At 55.2% G+C, this 16731-nt stretch carries 13 protein-coding genes; 5 read left to right on the top strand and 8 right to left on the bottom strand.

Translation table 11 applies throughout. The features are described from left to right. Positions 1 to 11: 11 nt before the first annotated feature. Together dnaJ and radC are read left to right on the top strand one after the other, a co-directional pair. Positions 12 to 1160 (top strand): molecular chaperone DnaJ, encoded by a 1149-nt coding sequence (dnaJ, locus tag K3729_01980; GenBank protein UWQ99589.1) that lies wholly within the window; start codon positions 12 to 14, stop codon positions 1158 to 1160. Between the two features lie 57 nt (positions 1161 to 1217). Continuing rightward, positions 1218 to 1964 carry a DNA repair protein RadC gene (radC, locus tag K3729_01975; protein UWQ99588.1) on the top strand — a complete coding sequence of 249 codons (747 nt, stop codon included), beginning with the start codon at positions 1218 to 1220 and terminating at the stop codon, positions 1962 to 1964. On the opposite strand, the gene K3729_01970 is transcribed toward radC, so the two are convergent. From K3729_01970 to secA, 3 genes are all read right to left on the bottom strand, one after another. Next, complete coding sequence (locus K3729_01970) at positions 1949 to 3535, bottom strand: OmpA family protein (protein ID UWR00906.1); 1587 nt, start codon at positions 3533 to 3535, stop codon at positions 1949 to 1951. The two genes, radC and K3729_01970, sit on opposite strands and share 16 nt — an antisense overlap. Further along, positions 3535 to 4503 carry a hypothetical protein gene (locus K3729_01965; GenBank protein ID UWQ99587.1) on the bottom strand — a complete coding sequence of 323 codons (969 nt, stop codon included), beginning with the start codon at positions 4501 to 4503 and terminating at the stop codon, positions 3535 to 3537. The genes K3729_01970 and K3729_01965 overlap by 1 nt, the downstream gene beginning before the upstream one ends. 99 nt (positions 4504 to 4602) lie before the next feature. Further along, positions 4603 to 7326, bottom strand: coding sequence for a preprotein translocase subunit SecA (secA, locus tag K3729_01960; protein ID UWQ99586.1), 2724 nt, complete (start codon positions 7324 to 7326; stop codon positions 4603 to 4605). A 183-nt stretch (positions 7327 to 7509) separates the two neighbouring features. Here secA and K3729_01955 point away from each other — a divergent pair, with 183 nt between their 5' ends. From K3729_01955 to mutT, 3 genes are read left to right on the top strand one after another with little or no spacing between them, the layout of a single operon-like run. Next, positions 7510 to 8358, top strand: a complete 849-nt coding sequence (locus K3729_01955) for a peptidylprolyl isomerase (protein UWQ99585.1) — start codon at positions 7510 to 7512, stop codon at positions 8356 to 8358. Next, on the top strand, positions 8359 to 9573 hold the full coding sequence (gene argJ / locus K3729_01950; protein UWQ99584.1) for a bifunctional glutamate N-acetyltransferase/amino-acid acetyltransferase ArgJ: 1215 nt from the start codon (positions 8359 to 8361) through the stop codon (positions 9571 to 9573). Then, positions 9570 to 9968 (top strand): 8-oxo-dGTP diphosphatase MutT, encoded by a 399-nt coding sequence (gene mutT, locus K3729_01945; protein ID UWQ99583.1) that lies wholly within the window; start codon positions 9570 to 9572, stop codon positions 9966 to 9968. The genes argJ and mutT overlap by 4 nt, the downstream gene beginning before the upstream one ends. Before the next feature lie 13 nt (positions 9969 to 9981). On the opposite strand, the gene K3729_01940 is transcribed toward mutT, so the two are convergent. The 5 genes from K3729_01940 to rimP form a co-directional block, all read right to left on the bottom strand. Continuing rightward, positions 9982 to 11148, bottom strand: a complete 1167-nt coding sequence (locus K3729_01940) for a YHYH protein (protein ID UWQ99582.1) — start codon at positions 11146 to 11148, stop codon at positions 9982 to 9984. A gap of 117 nt (positions 11149 to 11265) precedes the next feature. Continuing rightward, positions 11266 to 13764 carry a translation initiation factor IF-2 gene (gene infB / locus K3729_01935; protein ID UWQ99581.1) on the bottom strand — a complete coding sequence of 833 codons (2499 nt, stop codon included), beginning with the start codon at positions 13762 to 13764 and terminating at the stop codon, positions 11266 to 11268. Next, positions 13754 to 14410, bottom strand: a complete 657-nt coding sequence (locus tag K3729_01930) for an RNA-binding protein (protein ID UWR00905.1) — start codon at positions 14408 to 14410, stop codon at positions 13754 to 13756. Before K3729_01930 ends, infB begins: the two co-directional genes overlap by 11 nt. A gap of 21 nt (positions 14411 to 14431) precedes the next feature. Beyond that, complete coding sequence (gene nusA, locus K3729_01925) at positions 14432 to 16039, bottom strand: transcription termination factor NusA (GenBank protein UWQ99580.1); 1608 nt, start codon at positions 16037 to 16039, stop codon at positions 14432 to 14434. Then, positions 16039 to 16683, bottom strand: coding sequence for a ribosome maturation factor RimP (rimP, locus tag K3729_01920; GenBank protein UWQ99579.1), 645 nt, complete (start codon positions 16681 to 16683; stop codon positions 16039 to 16041). The genes nusA and rimP overlap by 1 nt, the downstream gene beginning before the upstream one ends. Positions 16684 to 16731: the final 48 nt, after the last annotated feature.

The following is a 16731-nucleotide window of genomic DNA, read 5'->3' as shown; positions in this document are numbered from 1 at the left end:
GGATTATGACTATGGCAAAACGTGATTATTACGAGACGCTCGGCGTGTCCAAAGGCGCGTCTGAAGCTGAGATCAAAAAAGCCTATCGCACCAAGGCGAAGGAACTGCATCCCGACCGCAATTCCGACAATCCAAACGCCGAGGCGCAGTTCAAAGAAGCGAATGAAGCTTACGACGTTCTGAAGAACGCCGAGAAAAAAGCAGCGTACGACCGTTATGGTCATGCTGCTTTCGAAGGCGGCATGGGCGGCGGCGGCGGTGGTCCACGCGGCGGCGGTCAGGGCGATTTTGCGTCGGCTTTCTCTGACGTATTCGACGATCTATTCGGTGACATGATGGGTGGTCGCGGTGGCGGCGGCGGTCGGGCACGGGCCCAACGCGGCAACGACCTACGCTACAACCTGCGCATCAACCTCGAAGATGCGTTCAAAGGCATGCAGAAAACCGTGAACGTTCCAACGGCTGTCGGCTGTGATGAATGTAACGGCACTGGCGCCGAAGGCGGGTCCGAACCTGTCACCTGCCCAACCTGTTCGGGTATGGGTAAGGTCCGTGCGCAACAGGGTTTCTTCACCGTTGAACGCACCTGCCCGACCTGTTCCGGCATGGGCCAGACGATCAAGAACCCGTGCAACAAATGTCACGGTCAGGGCCGCGTCGAGAAAGAGAAATCTTTGTCGGTGAACATCCCTGCCGGCGTTGAAACTGGCACCCGTATCCGGCTCGCTGGCGAAGGCGAAGCAGGCATGCGCGGCGGTCCAACCGGCGATCTGTACATCTTCATCGAAGTGAACGACCACGAATTGTTCGAACGTGAGAACACCAACCTGTTCTGCCGCGTCCCTGTTTCGATCACCAACGCCGCTTTGGGTGGCGAGATCGAAGTACCAACAATCGACGGTGGCCGGTCACGCGTAAAGATCCCAGCCGGTTCACAATCTGGTCGTCAGATGCGTCTGCGCGGCAAAGGTATGCCTGCCCTGCGTGGCGGTGGCCAAGGCGACATGTTCATCGAACTTGCGGTCGAAACACCCGTGAACCTGACAACCCGTCAGAAAGAAATCCTGCGGGAATTCGACGAAATCGCAGCAGAGAACAATCCCGAAGGGTCTTCGTTCTTTAAATCTGTGAAATCGTTCTGGGATGGCATGAAGGGCTAAGGCGCATTGCCTTAACCGTTAACTTCGCCTTCACCAGAATCATTACAAGCTTCGGCAATGTCACACTTTGCCGAAGCCCGTACCCTTTTTGATGATGACGTTCAGGCCGTCCTGCCTGCGTCTGAACGCGTCTCACCGTACATTGGCGATCACCGCAAACACCTACGCGATCGTTTCGCTGTGGGCGGTGCGTCAGCGATGCTCGATTTCGAAATGCTCGAATTGATCCTGTATCGCGCCATCCCGCGCCGGGATGTACGCCCCATTTGTTTTGAACTACTCGACACTTTCGGCGACTTTAACAGGGTGGTTTCAGCGCCCATTCATCAGCTGTTGAAGGTGCATGATGTGACCCGCAAGGCCGCGTTAGAGATCAAAATGATCGAAGCTGCAGCACACCGCTTATCTCGGGCAAAGATCATGCAGCGACCCGTCCTGTCGCATTGGGACGCCTTGATTGATTACTGCCATACCGTGATGGCACATCGTGATACGGAACAGTTTCGGGTACTTTATCTGGATACACAAAACACTGTCATCGCGGATGAAGCACAGGCACAAGGCACCATTGATCACGTCCCGGTTTACCCCCGCGAGGTCGTCAAACGCGCACTTGATCTTAATGCAGCTGCCCTGATCCTTGTGCACAATCACCCGTCCGGTGATCCAACGCCCAGCCAAGCGGATATCGACATGACCCAACAGGTTGTGAACGCGGCAGAGGTGCTTGGCATCACCTTGCACGATCACGTCATTATCGGCCGATCACGCGAGGTGTCGTTCAGGGTTCAGGGATTGCTTTGATCAACCCATAATTCGACACGGCGGTTCATTTGTCGTCCCCATTCTGTGTCGTCGCACCCCATGGGCAAGGCTTCACCAAAGGCTTCGGTTTCCAACGTCACGGCCTCTGGCCATGTCCCCAGCGCGGCGACCAAGGCACGCTTCACAGCCTCGGCACGCGCGCTCGATAATTCCCTGTTTGGGGCTGGTGCCCCGCGTCCATCACTGAACCCAACCAACATCAGGCTTTGCCCGTCAAAACGACCATCCCGTATCGCCTGCCCCAGCGCCATCATATTGGATCGCGATTGCGCGTCTAACCGCGTTGATCCCACCTCAAACCGAAAACTCGTCGACAACCGCGTGCGCGGCATCAGCACGCGGACCATGCGTTGCAGTTCACCCAATGGAATGTCGGTGCCTGCCTTTAAGATCGCGTTCGCAAAACGTTGTCCTTGGGCATCAAGCGGAATGGGCACTGCGCCCTGATCCACAAAACCCGCACGGCGCACAACCAACTGCGCCTCTGGCCCCCGCAACCACGCCAGAAAATCGCGGACGATCTGCGGCTGCCGTCGATCGGGTAGATATAAGAACAATGGTTCGGTCAGTGGGTAATCTTCGGTCTTAAGCGTCGTGGACACAGGGTTTGCAGTAAAATCACAGGCATCACGCAGCGCCAAGGGTTGCGTGTTGCCCGTCTGGCCAAACGGCAACATCGCAATGCTTCCGGGGACGTCCGCAACAGCATCCCGCACTGCCGAAAGATCAGCGTGCCGCGTAATGTCTTTCGCAACAGTTCCGCCATCGGGCCTAACGATCCGGTCAACGAAGAACTGCATCTGCCCGTTTTCAACAGGCCCAAGGTGGCGTTGCACGGGCAAATCCGGCCCACCAATGTCCGCCCAATTATCGACAAGGCCGCGGAACACCTGCGACACATCTTTCAACGCAATCGCATCAAGTTCCAACGCGGGATGCACGACGGGCACAAGCGCATCCAAACCGATAATGCGACTTTGTCGCGGTGATGTCAGATCACCCAAACCAGCATCCAACGCCAGTTCCGCCTCTTCGGGCCGTATTTCGCGAACCGCCAATGCCATGTCCGCCTCGAACGCAATCAAATCAGCGAAACCTTCGTCGGTATTCGTCACACGGAACGCAAAATTTGCCTGCACCCCATCCGTTGCATCCAGCAAATCGACAGTGAAGTGAGACGCGTCAATTTCGGTCAGTACAGATTGCCAGCCACGGGATCGTCCAAATGCCTCGACCAAGGCAGGCACAGCGACCTCAGACATCCGTGCGGACCCCGAAATGCGCACAAGCGGCACATAAGCATCTGGATCAGGACACGCGGCGCCATCACAGGTGACCGACGCATAGCGCAGCGTCAAAGGGCCGTATTCTGTTCGCAGCTGCAGGAATTCACCGTCATAGCCGATGACATCGCCTGTCAGAACCAAACCACCACCGTCAGATGTTACCGTGACAGGTTCTGCTAAAGCAGATGTCGCACAAAGAAAAACTGCGGCAAAACATGCCGCAGATTTCAACTTGTCTGTAAATTGGTTCAAACAGCGTCGCATCATCTTAGCGCGAGTGTCTGTTCCCCCAGTACCTTTTTCAACTCAAGAGTTGCACCAATCTCTTCACAGCTTGGAAGTGTGATACGGATGTCCTTAAAAGCCAGATCAACGATGCCCGGGAAGACCGAAAAGCTTTCAGCGATCAGGTCTTGGCCGCAGTTCTTGTCTGTCACATGCGCCACGATGTTAATGTCGCGCATTCCGGTCGCGATATCTGTGTCGGCAGGAAAGGAATACACTTCGGCAAACCGCGGGATTTCTCCGATGTCGTCCCCAAAATGGTCCAGCATTACCTGAGCCCCTTCAGGACCGTTTGATTGCAAATAACCCCCGTCATGACCTTCCCACTGAAACACGACGCGATTGTATTGCTGAGCTTGCGGCGCATAGGTCGACGCGGCAAGGCTTTTGCCATCTTCGAACGTGATAAAGAAAGTCGCGTCTTCAGACAAAGCCGGAACCGTCATTATCGCCGTACCGGCTTCATCTGCTTGGGCCGAAAAGGACAAACCACTGTGGTTCACCGTAAACGGCATGTCTGATCGACATTCTGACACAACAGTGACGATTACAGACCCTGTCGCATTCGGTGCTGTCACAGCAAGAATTTCACAATCTTTTGAAACGCTTGCACTGATTTGTGTTTGCGCAAATAGGCTTTGACCATCAACGTCATCAACATCTTCGACCAACGCAATCAGTTTAACGCTATCCGGATCAATCGGCAGGTTCGCCGTCGTTGCAATGCGCTGAGCGGCTGGTGCTTCAGGCTTCAACGTAAAGCTATCGGCTGTCGCCAATGGCGAATAATCGACGAGCAGAACAGGGTCGCGAATTTCGACGGGCAGATTGGCGTTGTAGCGCGCGGCATCTGCATCGCCGTATTGCATGATAAAGCCGATGCCCAACGCAATCGCAAAAGTCGATGCGATGGTCGTTGCTTTTTTCACTCTCGTTAGACGCGACATGAGGTTGCTCCCGATTCCCACTTGGAAACAATAAGCACCTTAGTCGTGGCCCCAGCGCGACTGCGCGGGGGTTTTATCGTGACGGGATTATGGCTGAATTTAGCCTAATTTTCCGTGACAATGTTTAAATTTGTCACCAGAGCCACACGGGCAAGCGTCATTACGGCTTGGGTTGCCCCACGTATTTGGGTCATCTTCTACAAATCCGGGACGTGCGGCGTCTGGGTTTGTTGCAGCGCCCGCAACAGTCGTTCCCCCTGCAGTTGCGCCACCTGCGGCAGCAGCCGCTGCTGCGGCCTGTTGTTCGCGCATTTGGGCAACCATACGTTCCTGTTCTTCGGCGGTCATAGGTCGAATCGCACCCAGTTTTTGGGTCACATCGGTCCGCAAACCATCCAAGAGACGTTCAAACAGCTGGAAACCTTCTGTTTTGTATTCGTTCAACGGATCACGCTGGGCATACCCACGGAAACCAACGACGGATCGCAGGTGTTCCAGCGTCAGCAGATGTTCACGCCATTTCGCATCAATCGTCTGCAACAACAGCTGCTTTTCGATGTTGCGCAGCGTTTCCGGACCAAAGGCTTCTTCCTTCTCCGTCATATGCTTGTCGCTCTCGGCTTCAAGCCGCTCGCGCATAACTTCGTCGTCGACGCCTTCTTCCGCTGCCCATTTCATTACAGGCACATCCATGCCCAGATCACGAATAACAGCTGCGTACAGGCCTTCGGTGTCCCACTGATCCGCGTAAGATTTCGCCGGCATAAAGTCGTCGACCAGATCTTCGATAACCTGATAACGCATATCGCGCACGACTTCGGACAGATCGCTGTCTTCCATGATTTCGCGGCGCTGACCAAAGATCACCTTACGCTGCTCGTTCATTACGTCATCGTACTTGAGCAACTGCTTACGCATGTCAAAGTTACGGCCTTCGACTTTCGCCTGTGCACGTTCCAGCGACTTGTTCACCCATGGGTGCTCAATCGCTTCGCCTTCTTTCATGCCAAGCGTGGACAGCACTTTGTCCAAGCGTTCAGACCCAAAAATCCGCATCAGATCGTCTTCTAACGATAGCAAAAACAATGACCGGCCCGGGTCACCCTGACGACCGGAACGGCCGCGCAGCTGGTTATCAATCCGGCGGCTTTCGTGACGTTCTGTTGCCAGAACGAACAGACCACCAGCGGCTTTCACCTTTTCTTCGGCGTCTTTGTGTTCCGCTTCGATCCGCGCACGAACCTCATCAGGATTCGCCTCAAGATCGGCAGCAAGCGCCTGAACGACCTGCATCTCGACGTTACCGCCCAGCTTAATATCGGTCCCGCGACCCGCCATGTTCGTGGCAATTGTCACAGCACCCAGTTTACCAGCGTCACCGATGATCTGCGCTTCTTGCTCATGCAGACGGGCGTTCAACACGTTGTGTGCGATGCCTTCAGCAGTCAGCATCTGGCTGATCAGTTCGGATTTCTCAATCGACGTGGTACCAACCAGAACAGGCTGGCCTTTGGCATTCGCTTCTTTCGTCAGATCAATCACGCCCTGATATTTCTCGCGGGCGGTCCGGTAGACTTGGTCGTTTTCGTCCAAGCGGGCGATCGGACGGTTCGTTGGAACCTCGACCACGCCAAGACCGTAAATCTCTTTGAATTCGTCCGCTTCGGTCAGCGCCGTACCAGTCATACCAGCCAGCTTGTCGTACAGACGGAAATAGTTCTGGAACGTCACAGAAGCCAGCGTCACGTTTTCCGGCTTCGGGTTCACGCCTTCTTTGGCTTCGATGGCTTGGTGCAGACCATTGGACAGACGACGGCCATCCATCATCCGACCGGTAAATTCGTCGATCAGAACCACTTCGTCACCACGGACGATGTAGTCTTTGTCGCGCTGGAACATCTTGTGGGCTAGCAGGCCTTGGCTGACATGGTGCACCAACGTGGCGCTTTCCGGATCATACAGCGTCTGCCCTTCAGGCAATTGACCCATCTCAGACAGGCGCTTTTCAATAAAGTCGTTACCTTCATCGTTGAACGTTGCCTGACGGGTCTTTTCATCCAGCGTATAGTGATCGTCCTGCACTTCAGGGATCAGCTTGTTGATGTCGATATACATCTGGCTGCGGTCCTGTGCGGGACCAGAGATAATCAGCGGCGTCCGTGCCTCATCGATCAAGATCGAATCGACCTCATCAACAATCGCAAAGTTGTGGGCGCGTTGCGACATCTGGGACAATTCAGACTTCATATTGTCACGCAGGTAATCAAAGCCAAGTTCGTTGTTCGTCGCAAACGTAATGTCAGCAGCGTAGGCTTCGATCTTTTCGGCTTCTGGCTGTTGCGGGTAAATCACGCCAACAGTCAGACCAAGGAAGTTATAAACGTTCGCCATCCATTCAGCGTCACGCTTGGCAAGGTAATCGTTCACGGTGACGATATGCACACCTTTGCCAGTCAACGCATTCAGGTAGGCCGCAAAAGTCGCGGTCAGGGTTTTACCTTCACCGGTCTTCTGTTCGGAAATGTTGCCCTGATGCAGGAAAATCCCGCCCATCAATTGTGTGTCAAACGCACGCAGGCCAAGGGCACGACGCGCGCCTTCACGACAGTTGGCAAACGCTTCCGGCAGCAGATCATCCAGACTTTCACCGCCCATGGCACGTTGCGCCAGGCTTTCTGTCTTTTCCTTGATCTGCTCGTCCGTCAGTTTTTCGAACTCAGGCTCAAGCGCATTGATCTTCGCGACCAGCGGGCGAACCGATTTCACTTTACGATCATTGGCGGTGCCAAAGACTTTTTTGGCGACGGTTCCTAAACCAAGCATGTATTCTCCGGTGGCGCAGTGACGCCTGTCTAACATCGAATTGAGAGGAGGTCGCTTGTAGCCCCTGAACAGGCCACCTACAAAGGGCCAAGACCAGCCCCCTCAGGGTCTTTCATTGATCTAAGGTCGGGGTTGAACAGTGTCAACGTCGCGCACCCGCGCGGCGCATCAAGGGATCGTTTTATGATGAAACATGCAACATATTTTGGGTCAGCGGCGCTGATCCTAGCGCTCGCAGCACCGGTTGCAGCACAAGAAACCACTGCGGATACCGTTATTGCCACCGTTGGCGAGACAGAGATCACATTGGGCGAGATGATTATCGCACGCGCACAGCTGCCTCAGCAGTACCAATCCTTGCCAGCTGACGTGCTGTTCGAAGGTGTTCTGGAACAGCTGATCCAGCAACAGCTTTTGGCCGATGCCGTCGAAACGCCCCCTGCCCGCGTTGATTACGCATTGCGCAACGAACGCCGCTCCCTGCTGGCTGGCGAAGAAATCGACGCGCTGTCTGTGGCATCCATGACAGATGAAGCGGTCCAAGCCGCCTATGACGCGAAATACGAAAACGCGGAATCCGAATCAGAATTTAACGCTGCCCACCTGCTTGTTGAAACGCTGGAAGAAGCCGAAGCTGCCAAAGCCCGCATTGATGCAGGCGAAGAATTCGGCGAAGTCGCGAAAGAAGTCTCAACAGGCCCAAGCGGTCCGAACGGCGGCAACCTTGGTTGGTTCGGCGCAGGCCAAATGGTCACCCCGTTTGAAGATGCGGTCATGGCGATGGAAGTCGGCGGCGTGTCCGATCCAGTTGAAACCCAATTCGGGTTCCACGTGATCAACCTGATCGAAAAGCGCGTCAAAGAAGCACCTGAATTGGACGCTGTCCGGTCCGAACTGATGGCAGAAGTCCAAGAGGCCGCAATTCAAGCACGGCTCGCTGCGTTGACAGAAGCCGCAGACATCGTGACGCCGGAAGAAGGCACAATCGATCCTGAACTGCTGGGTGACCTGTCCCTGCTGGAGCCAAAATAAATGCCATTGTCCCCGCTGGCCCCTGCGGCCTTTCCTGAACTGCCCGTCATTGACGGCGTGACATTCGCAACTGCGGAAGCGGGGGTGAAATACAAAAACAGGGCCGACGTGATGTTGGCCCTGCTGACCCCCGGCAGCACCATCGCCGGGGTATTTACACGGTCAGCCACGCGATCTGCGAATGTGCTGGACTGCCAAGAAAAACTCGGTGGTGACCAAACGGGGCCTGCCGCGATCTTTGTGAACTCCGGCAATTCAAACGCATTCACGGGCAAGGCCGGCACGGGATCGGTGAATGCCATCTCTGATGCCATCCAAAGCGCCACAGGTGTGGCATCAAACCGTGTCTTCACGTCCTCTACTGGCGTGATCGGTGAACCGCTGCCGCACGACAAGATCATCGCGAAGATCGACGAACTGCACACAGCGCAACACGCCTCCGGCCTGCACGATGCTGCTCGCGCAATCATGACGACCGATACCTTCGCCAAAGGGTCAACGCGGCAGATCACCATCAACGGCAAAACCGTGAACATCGCAGGCATCGCTAAAGGATCCGGCATGATCGCGCCTGATATGGCGACAATGCTGGTCTACATCTTCACCGATGCGGCGATTGGGTTCGAGGCGCTGCAATGGCTGCTGACCGAACAAACCAACAAGACCTTTAACAACATCACCGTCGATAGCGACACTTCGACCTCTGACACGCTTCTGGTTGGCGCAACGGGCGCGTCCGGCGTGGATGTTACGGGCAACGACGATTTCGCCGAAGCGCTGCACGCGGTTATGCTGGACCTGTCCCACCAAGTGGTGCGCGACGGCGAAGGCGCGACAAAGTTCATCACCATCAACGTCACTGGCGCTGACAACGACGCAGACGCGCGCAAGGTGGCGATGGCGACAGCAAACTCACCACTCGTGAAAACCGCGATTGCTGGCGAAGATCCCAACTGGGGTCGCGTTGTGATGGCAGTCGGCAAATCCGGCGCAAAAGCGGATCGAGATATGCTCGCCATCAGTTTCGGCGATATCAAAGTGGCGGAAAACGGGTGGGTGTCCCCGACCTATTCGGAAGACGCCGGTGCCGCCTACATGAAAGGCGAAGACATCACGATCAACGTCGATCTTGGCATTGGGTCCGGTACCAGCACAGCATGGACCTGCGACCTGACCCACGAATACATCCGGATCAACGCGGATTATCGGTCATGAAGACAGTTCTCGTATCCGCTGTCGCGCTCATTGACGTCGACGGGCGTATCCTTTTGGCGCAACGCCCCGAAGGCAAATCCATGGCAGGGCTATGGGAATTTCCAGGTGGCAAAGTCGAACAGGGCGAAACACCAGAGGTCGCCCTGATCCGCGAACTGCAAGAAGAGTTGGGCATCGACACTTGGGAAAGCTGCCTCGCGCCGCTGACCTTTGCATCGCATACCTACGATGACTTCCATCTGCTGATGCCGCTGTTCGCTTGCCGCAAATGGAACGGCACACCGCAGGGCCGCGAAGGGCAAACGTTGAAATGGGTCTCAGCGAAAGACCTGCGCGACTACCCAATGCCGCCTGCAGATGTTCCGCTGATCCCTATTTTGCGCGACTGGCTCTAGCGCACATCACGCCTTACGGGCGCTGTGGCATCGCGGCCTGCAGGTCATCCAATGACACACCCAATGTCGTCGCGACCTGTGAAAGATCCGCATCACGTCCGCCGGCTGCTTCCATCGCTGCAAAGAATGCTTCGCTCGTGACGCCAAGTTGCGCGGCGGCATCTTCAAACCTCGGTGGCATCCCACCGTTGTCACCAGGACGCGGCGGTTCATTCCGTCCACCGTCACCTGCGTTCTGGGCGCCAACGCCCGCCTCGGCGGTGGTGGTAAAGTTGCCTTCGGCTTGCACACCGATCAGACAGGGCGGCAAATTCGGGAACTCTGTGCCAGCGTGGTAGTGATAGACACCATCGGGATATTCCTCTGTGACCCCGACATGGCCCTGACATTCATCTAGATCAGTCGGCACTTCACCACCCGCATCTTGGCTGCCGTAAAGCGGGAAACCGTCGAAAGCGTAACCAAACATCGCGGCGCTGTCCTGCTCAAGATAGCAAGACGCTGCAACATCGACGGCATCATAAACAGCGTTCAAATCTGTTGATGTGGCGTGCCAGTGATACCAACCTCCCGGATCAACATGACCGCCGCACGTATCCAGCGCGGGCATATGCCCCGTCTGTTGAATACTAGGTGCATCTGAAAAGATCGGCACGCCGTTCAGCGCCAAACCGATCTTGGACACTGTGCCAAGCGCAGTGCTTTTATCCGCGACAACGGGGGTCGTCGGGATCAGCATCGTCATCGTGACCGATGCGTCCTCGGATACGTTAATGCAGGCATGGTCGTCTTCAGGTTGGGCCGTCGCGATGTCCGCGATATGCACCGTGCCGTCTTCGTCATAAAACGTGTAGCCAAGGTTGCTGAGAAATTCGAAGTACGCGCGATCAATGCGGTACAATCCTGCCTCGTCACCCGTCCAATCCCAAATACCGCCTTCATCGTCCAGTGTTGCGGGGCAAAACGGGCCAATATCCAGATCATCCGGTAGGTATTTGACGGTGAACTGCGCGCATTCGGACTGCGTTCCGTCTTCTAATGTACACGCGACAATGTCTGGCTCTTGCACCAAGGCTTGATCGCTAATGCTGTCAGTATCGACGTGGGCCATTGCGATCACTGGCAGACAGGTCAGCGCTGCGATCAGCGAAATATACGAGATATGGGAATATCGGATCATTGGGACACCTTTTGGTCAATCATACGTATTGAACGTAGGGCCAATGAATTTCCGCCGCCTCAAAATGCAAAAAGGCGACCCAATGGGCCGCCTTTTCGAATGAATTCGGTCACCTGATTAGAGGTTCCGTTCGACCTCTTCACGCTCAAAGATCTCGATAACATCGTTCGCACGGATGTCTTCGTAGTTCTCGAACGCCATGCCGCATTCCTGGCCGGACTGCACTTCGGCAACTTCGTCCTTGAAGCGTTTCAGGGTCTTCAACGTACCTTCGTGGATCACGACGTTGTCACGCAGCAGACGCACACCGGCAGACCGACGCGCCACACCTTCAGTGACCAAACAACCAGCAACCTTACCAACGTTAGACACCTTAAAGACGTCCTTGATGGTGGCATACCCGATGAAGTTCTCGCGGATTTCCGCAGACAACAGACCGGACGCAGCCGCTTTCACATCGTCAACAAGGTCATAGATGACCGAGTAGTACCGAATTTCCACGCCTTTTTGGTTGGCTGTGTTCCGCGCCGTCGCATTGGCACGCACGTTAAAGCCAAACACAGGGGCGCCGGATGCTTCGGCCAGACCGATGTCTGTTTCCGTGATCGCACCAACACCGGAATGCAGGACACGAACGCGGACTTCATCGTTACCGATTTTTTCCATCGCCTGAACGATCGCTTCGGCAGAACCCTGCACGTCAGCTTTCACCAAGATTGGCAGCTCGCTGATATCTTCGTTCGCTTTCGCGTTCGCCATCAACTGCTCAAGCGTCGTCGCCGCACCAGCAGCTGCACGTTTATCTTTCGCAGCTTTCTCGCGATATTCAGCGATTTCACGCGCTTGGGCTTCGGTTTCTGTCACGTTCAGAACGTCACCAGCTTCTGGTGTACCGTTCAGACCCAGAACCTCTACAGGAACAGATGGACCGGCTTCTTCAACGCGTTTGCCTTGGTCGTTGATCAGCGCGCGGACTTTACCCCACTGCTCACCCACAACGAAGATATCGCCGCGTTTCAGCGTACCGGACTGAACCAGAACCGTGGCCACAGGACCGCGACCCACGTCAAGCTGAGCTTCAATCACCGCACCAGTTGCTGCGCGATCAGGGTTAGCTGTCAGTTCAAGAATTTCCGCCTGTAGGCCAATCGCCTCAAGCAGCTTATCCAGACCTTGGCCCGTAATCGCAGACACCTCGACGTCCTGCACATCACCGGACATTTTTTCAACGATCACTTCGTGCTGCAACAGATCAGTCCGCACTTTGTCAGGGTTGGCACCCTCGCGGTCGATTTTGTTGATCGCAACGATCATTGGGACTTTGGCCGCTTTCGCGTGTGCAATCGCTTCGATTGTCTGAGGCATCACAGCATCGTCTGCCGCAACAACCAGAACAACAATGTCAGTCACTTGCGCACCACGTGACCGCATAGACGTAAACGCCGCGTGGCCCGGTGTATCGAGGAACGACAAAAGCTGACCGCTTTCGGTTGTCACCTGATACGCACCGATGTGCTGCGTAATGCCGCCAGCTTCGCCAGCCACAACACGTGTCTTGCGGATCGCATCCAGAAGGGATGTCTTACCGTGGTCAACGTGGCCCATGATCGTGATGATCGGGGCACGTGGCTTCAGATCTTCTGCTTTATCTTCTTCAGCCGTGATCACCTGTTCAACGTCAGCGTCAGAAACGCGGACAACAGTGTGGCCAAATTCTTCGATGATCAATTCGGCAGTATCCGCATCAATCGTCTGTGTTTGCGTGGCCATGATGCCGTTTGTCATCAACGCCTTCACAACGTCAGCAACACGTTCGGTCATACGGGCGGCCAATTCAGAAACGGTAATCGCTTCCGGCAGGGACACTTCGCGGTAAACCTTTTCACGCTCGGCAGACACACCCATCGCCTTGGCACGGGCGCGGTCTTGTTTCCGCTTCATCGCAGCCATGGACCGTTGACGACCGCCTTCACCACCGCGCATCGCGGCGTTGACAGTCAGCTTACCAGAACGACGTCCGTCATTCGCGCCACCACGACCAGGCTTGCCGCCTTTATTGTCACGGTTGTCGCGCTCGGGCGCTTTGTTGCGTGGGCCAGCGTTGCGGGCCGCACCAGATGGCGCATCATCCGCAGGTGTTGCAGCCGCAGCAGGCGCCGCTGCCGCACGACGTGCATCAGCTTCGGCTTTTGCCTTTTTGGCAGCCTCTTCTTCGGCTTTTTGCTTGGCGCGTTCTTCGCGTTCGCGGTCTTCAGCCTCTTTGGCTTCTTGTTCCGCACGACGCGCTGCGCGTTCAGCAGCACGTTCTTTTTCTTCGGCTTCGCGCTTGGCTTGCTCTTCGGCTTCGCGGGCTTTCGCCATCGCGAGCGCCTTCATCCGGCGTTCGAGTTCGACATCAGAGATGCCTGCAGGACGTTTCGATGGGTCACCACCGATGGGCCGGCCGGTTGGACCAGACGGCACAGGTTTACCCGCGCCAGGCTTGGGAACCACAACGCGCTTACGCTTTGTTTCCACCACGACGTTCTTTGTACGCCCGTGGCTAAAGCTTTGTTTCACGTTGCTTGGACGAGAACCGCCAAGACCAAGTGTCTTTTTGCCGTCGTTATCGCTCATTTAAATTCGTATCCTTCCCAAGGGCCGCTTTGCCCTTGCCAGTCTTTTGACCATCAATCCCGCGTAAGCCCGAAAGCTTTGTTGCATCCTCTACAACACGATTGCTGAGTCCACCAGTAGAGACCGCGCAATGTATTGCAGTTCCTCTACCAAAGGCCAAACCCAGCTCTTGCGCGGTCAAGCATCCAAAATAGCGAGCCCCCTCAGGGGTCCATAGTTTCGTTTTGCCCCGTTCGGAGCCATCAGAGGCCTGCATTAGAACGCGCACGTTCTCAGATCCAGCAAGCCAGCCTTTAACTTTTTCAAACCCACACACAGCACGACCGGCCTTACGTGCAAGGCCCAGCAGTTCAACAACACGTTGGGCAAGCAACCGTTCAACATCGTCGATCAACGTATCTGATACAGTCACAGCTTGCTTTGCACTGCGGGCGAAATGACCCTTCCGCGCGTCTTCAAGAACCGCACGATCCGCGGTGACATACATACCACGGCCGGGCAGTTTACCCAAGATGTCAGGATAAACCGCATTGTCGGGGCCAACCACAAACCGGATCAATCCGGCCTTTGGTTGCACCTCTCCTGTGACGATGCACTTACGTTCCGCACCGTCTTCAGGGTTCTTATGTTGGCCACCACGCGCCATATTCAAGGTCAGAAGCCCAAATTAGGCTTCTGATTCCTCCTCGGCAGGTTCGTCTTCGTCAGCAGTCAGTTCGTCAGGGTCAACCCAACCCAGCATCACGCGGGCTGTCATGACCATGTTCTGCGCTTCCTCAAGCGACACATCGAATGGTTCCAGTACACCGTCATCTTTGGTGCGTTCGCCTTTGGTGATGGTCCAGCCACCAGCCAATTCCCAGTCCGCACAAGTCGCGAAGTCTTCCAGCGTTTTCACGCCATCCGCGCCAAGGGCTTCCAACATCTGTGGTGTCAGACCTTCAAAGTCGATCAGGGACTGCTCAACGCCAGCGGCGATTGCAGCATCCATGGCTTTCTTGTTCTGGGCTTCCAGATATTCACGGGCACGTGTCTGCAGTTCACCGGCAGTGCCTTCGTCAACACCTTCGATGACCAGCAGTTCTTCAACTTCAACGTATGCGACTTCTTCAAGGTTCGTGAACCCTTCGGAAACCAGCAACTGCGCAAAGAATTCGTCCAGATCCAGCGTATCCATGAACAGCTTTGTGCGCAGTTCAAATTCTGCCTGACGGCGCTTGGATTCTTCTTCTTCAGTCATGATGTCGATATCAAGACCAGTCAGCTGGGATGCCAGACGCACGTTTTGGCCACGACGGCCAATCGCCAGCGACAGCTGCTCATCAGGAACAACAACTTCGATCTTGCCAGCTTCTTCGTCCAAAACAACCTTGGACACTTCGGCAGGCTGCAATGCGTTCACGAGGAACGTTGGCATATCTTCATTCCAAGGAATGATGTCGATCTTTTCGCCCTGCAGTTCGTTCACAACGGCCTGAACACGTGAACCACGCATACCAACACAGGCACCAACCGGATCAATCGACCCGTCATGTGAAATCACAGCAATCTTCGCGCGTGAACCTGGATCACGTGCAACGGCTTTGATGTCGATGACACCTTCGTAAATCTCAGGAACTTCCATCTTGAACAGCTCGGCCATGAATTCTGGCGCTGTACGGGACAGGAAGATCTGCGGACCGCGCTGTTCGCGACGCACTTCTTTAATGAAGCAACGGATGCGTTCGTTCGGGCGATACGCTTCACGACCGATCTTTTCGTTACGGCGCAGGATGGCTTCACCTGAACCCACGTCGATGATGACGTTGCCGTATTCTTCACGCTTAACAAGCGCGTTGATGATTGTGCCGGCCTTGTCTTTGAATTCTTCGTACTGCTTGTCACGCTCAGCTTCGCGGACTTTCTGAAGGATCACCTGCTTGGCAGACTGGGCAGCAATACGACCTAGTTCAACCGGCGGAACCTCTTCAGAGAATACATCGCCAATTTCAGGGTTGTCCATGTATTCACGGGCCTGCGCCACAGTGAATTCAGCTTGATAATTCTCAAGCTCTTCCTCTTCAACAACCGTACGAACGCGGGTGAACGTGGCTTTACCTGTGCGGCGGTCGATAGACACGCGAATGTCCATTTCCGCGCCGTAGCGGGATTTCGCAGCACGCGCGAGGGATTCTTCCATCGCTTCGATCACCAACACAGGGTCGATGTTCTTTTCGCGGGCTACGGCCTCTGCGGTTTGCAGCAGCTCAAGCTGGTTGGCTGAGGTAATCGCCATTAGTTACTCTCCTTGTTCGCGCTGTTCTTTGAACTCGGGCGCTTTTTGGATTTGCCCGCCTTAGAGGGGGCAGCGTTTTCGTCACTGTCGATGATCGTTTCAATTTCATCGAACTGGGATTCATCAATCTGGCCCGCATCCTTGCGGCCCTTCAAAACATCGCGGATCAGCTCGTCGGTCAAAACCAGCTTGGCATCAGACAGCCACGCAAATTTCAGACCAATTGTGCCTTCCTCAATGATGATCAGAACTTCGTCGTCCTGCACACCGGCCAATTCGCCCTTAAAACGGCGGCGACCGTCGATCAGTTCATCGGTTTCAATCTTGGCTTCAAAGCCCTGCCATTGGTCGAAATCCTTGAGACGGGTCAAAGGACGGTCGATACCCGGGCTGGACACCTCGAGGTTATAAACCTCTACAATCGGGTCTTCGACGTCGAGCGTCGCAGAAATAGCCGTGGACACCTGCCCACATTCATCAACTTCGATCTGGCCATCAGGACGCTGGACCATAATCTGAAGAATCGTCTCTTTGCCGGACATCAATCGCACGCGCACAACTTCGAATCCCATGTCTTCAACGACAGGGGTGATGATGTCTGCGATGCGACGGTCAATCGCGGCTTTTGCAATCAAATCATTCATTTAGCTTCGCCATTCTATCAGGCACAAAAAAACGGGCGCGCGGCCCGT

The organism is Rhodobacteraceae bacterium S2214 (assembly GCA_025141675.1).
Lineage (GTDB): Bacteria > Pseudomonadota > Alphaproteobacteria > Rhodobacterales > Rhodobacteraceae > Yoonia.
The sequence above is the reverse complement of the archived record's forward strand: the minus strand, read 5'-3'. Positions and strand labels throughout refer to the sequence as shown.